Source organism: Streptomyces sp. NPDC046931, assembly GCF_040644655.1.
Classification (GTDB): Bacteria; Actinomycetota; Actinomycetes; order Streptomycetales; family Streptomycetaceae; genus Streptomyces.
The window spans coordinates 1-2,311 of the sequence record NZ_JBEYWX010000062.1 but is presented as its reverse complement, the minus strand read 5'-3'; the positions used below and the strand labels follow the sequence as shown (position 1 = coordinate 2,311).

Below are 2,311 nucleotides of genomic sequence, written 5' to 3'. Positions count from 1 at the left end.
CCCCGCCCCCGTCCGCGGTGTTCGTCGCGGTGTTGGGGTGGGGGCCCCTCTTCTTATATCCCGTCACCCCACCCCCGGCGCGCCGGGGGGGGCGGGGGGGCCCCGGGGGCCCCGCCGGGGCGCCCCCGCGGCCCGGTGGCGGGGTCAGCTCCAGCGGCCTGCGGCGGCGGCCTCGGCAACGAATTCCTTGAACGACCTGGGCGGCCGGCCGAGCGCCCGCTCCACGCCGTCGGAGACGCCTGCGCCCCGACCATCGCGGATATCCACGAGCAGGCCGGTGAGCAGACGAGCGACGTCGGCGGGCACGCCTTCGGCGACCATGCGGTCCACGAAGACGTCGGGATCGACGTCGAGGTGACGGACCGTCCGGCCGGTGGCGGCGGCGATCAGGTCAGCCGCCTCGCCGAAGCCGATCGCCCGCGGCCCGGTCAGCTGGTAGGTCTGTCCGCTGTGGCGGTCCTCGGTCAGCGCCGAGGCGGCGACCTCGGCGATGTCCTCGGCGTCGACGAACGGCGTGCGCCCGTCGCCGGTGGGCAGGGCGAGTGTTCCGGCCAGGACGCCCGGCAGCCAGAAGGATTCGCTGAAGTTCTGCGCGAACCAGTCGGGTTGCAGAATGGTCCAGTCGACGCCGGAGTCGCGGACGGCCTGTTCGGCGGCCTTGAGCGGGTGGCCGTCGTCGGCCCTGCCGACGCCGTGGGCGGAGAGCAGCACCAGCCGCCGCACGCCTGCGGCGACCGCGTCGGCTACCAGGCGCGGGATGCGCGCCTGCCGGTCCACGCCGGGCTGCAGGTTGGGCTCCACGAGGTAGACGGCGGCGGCGCCGTCGAGGGCGGGCGCCCAGGTCGCCGGGTTGTCCAGGTCGAAGTGGGTGTCGCCGCCGGTGCGGGACGCCGTGCGGACCGGCTGGCCCTTGGCCGTCAGGCGGCGGGCGATGCGGCGGCCGGTCGTGCCGGTGCCGCCGAGAACGAGGATGGTCTTCATGCCCTCCAGACAACCCCGGTGGAGGCAGACGATCCATGGGAGAACGTCGCCGATACCTTTGTGATCGTCTAGCGTGGCTGGCATGGACGTCCTGAGCGATCTGCTGCACCGGGCCCGCGCCAGGAACGCGCAGATCCGGCAGCTGATCCAGCGGCCACCATGGTCGATGACCTTCGCCGACGCCCCTCCGCTCACGGTCGTGGCCACCCTCGGCGGCCACGCGTCAGTCCGGCTCGACGACGACCCGCAGGCCGCGCCGGTGCGGTTGGCCGCTGGGGACATCGCCCTGATCAGCGGCACCAACCGGTACACGATCGCCGACGCCCCGGACACCCCGCCGCAGGTGGTGATCCGCGGCGGAAGGAAGCACGTCATCGACAGCGGGACGGCAGCCCGGCAGAACCTGGCACCCCGCACGTTCGGCGACGGACTGCCCGGCGCCACCACCCTGCTCCGGGGAGCCTACGAACTCCGCGGCGAAGTGGGCGAGCGCCTGCTGGACATGCTCCCGCCGCTGGCCGTCGTGCCCGCCGGGCCACGCACCCGGGCGGCGCTGGACCTGCTCGCCGCCGAGGTAGCCCACGACGAGCCCGGCCAGGACGCCGTCCTGAACCGGCTGCTGGACCTCCTACTGGCACTCGCGCTGCGCGCCTGGTGCGCCCGGCCACAGGCCCAACCCCCCTCCTGGTATGGGGCGCTGGCCACCCCGGCCGTTGGCGAGGCTCTGCGCCTGCTGCACGAGGAGCCAGCGCGCCGGTGGACGGTCGCCGAACTGGCCACGCGGGTCGGCCAGTCACGGGCCACCTTCGCCGCGCGCTTCACCGGCGCGGTCGGCGAGCCGCCGCTCACATACCTCACCGGCTGGCGGATGGCCTTGGCGGCGGATCTGTTGCGCGACACGGAGGAGACCGTCGCCGCGGTGGCGCGCGAGGTGGGGTACGAGGACGCGTTCGCGTTCAGCGTGGCGTTCAAGCGGGCGCGCGGGGTCAGCCCGTCGGACTGGCGGCGGCAGGTGCGGTCGGGATGGCGGGTCAATTCATGACGGATGATCGTACGGGCCGGCCGATCCACCGCCTGCTCAGTGCCTTGCCGACCCCACCGACCACGTCTCCGCACAGGCCGACGCACTGGTCGAACTGGCGCAGACACCGCCAGGCCACAGCCTGCCGCAGCCACTGTCGGCGACGCCTCGCCGATCCCTCAACCGGATAGCTCACGAAGTCGCACTGGAGTACTAGGGCGTGTATCGAAAGTGGATCTTCATCGTGAGATGATCTTGATTTGTGGCGCGTGGAGATCTGACGGACGGGGAGTGGGCGGTGCTGGAGCC

2 protein-coding genes are annotated in these 2,311 nt (G+C 73.1%); one reads left to right on the top strand and one right to left on the bottom strand.

The genetic code is table 11. The features are described 5' to 3' along the window. Window positions 1-144 precede the first annotated feature (144 nt). On the bottom strand, window positions 145-981 hold the full coding sequence (locus ABZ876_RS39025; RefSeq protein ID WP_361791170.1) for an NAD(P)H-binding protein: 837 nt from the start codon (window positions 979-981) through the stop codon (window positions 145-147). Window positions 982-1,063: 82 nt separating this feature from the next. Here ABZ876_RS39025 and ABZ876_RS39020 point away from each other — a divergent pair, with 82 nt between their 5' ends. Further along, on the top strand, window positions 1,064-2,023 hold the full coding sequence (locus ABZ876_RS39020) for an AraC family transcriptional regulator (protein ID WP_361791167.1): 960 nt from the start codon (window positions 1,064-1,066) through the stop codon (window positions 2,021-2,023). Window positions 2,024-2,311 lie beyond the last annotated feature (288 nt).

Coding starts and splice junctions, on each gene's coding strand:
- ABZ876_RS39025 (WP_361791170.1), bottom strand. CDS start 981: ATGAAGACCATCCTCGTTCTCGGCGGCACCGGCACGACCGGCCGCCGC.
- ABZ876_RS39020 (WP_361791167.1), top strand. CDS start 1,064: ATGGACGTCCTGAGCGATCTGCTGCACCGGGCCCGCGCCAGGAACGCG.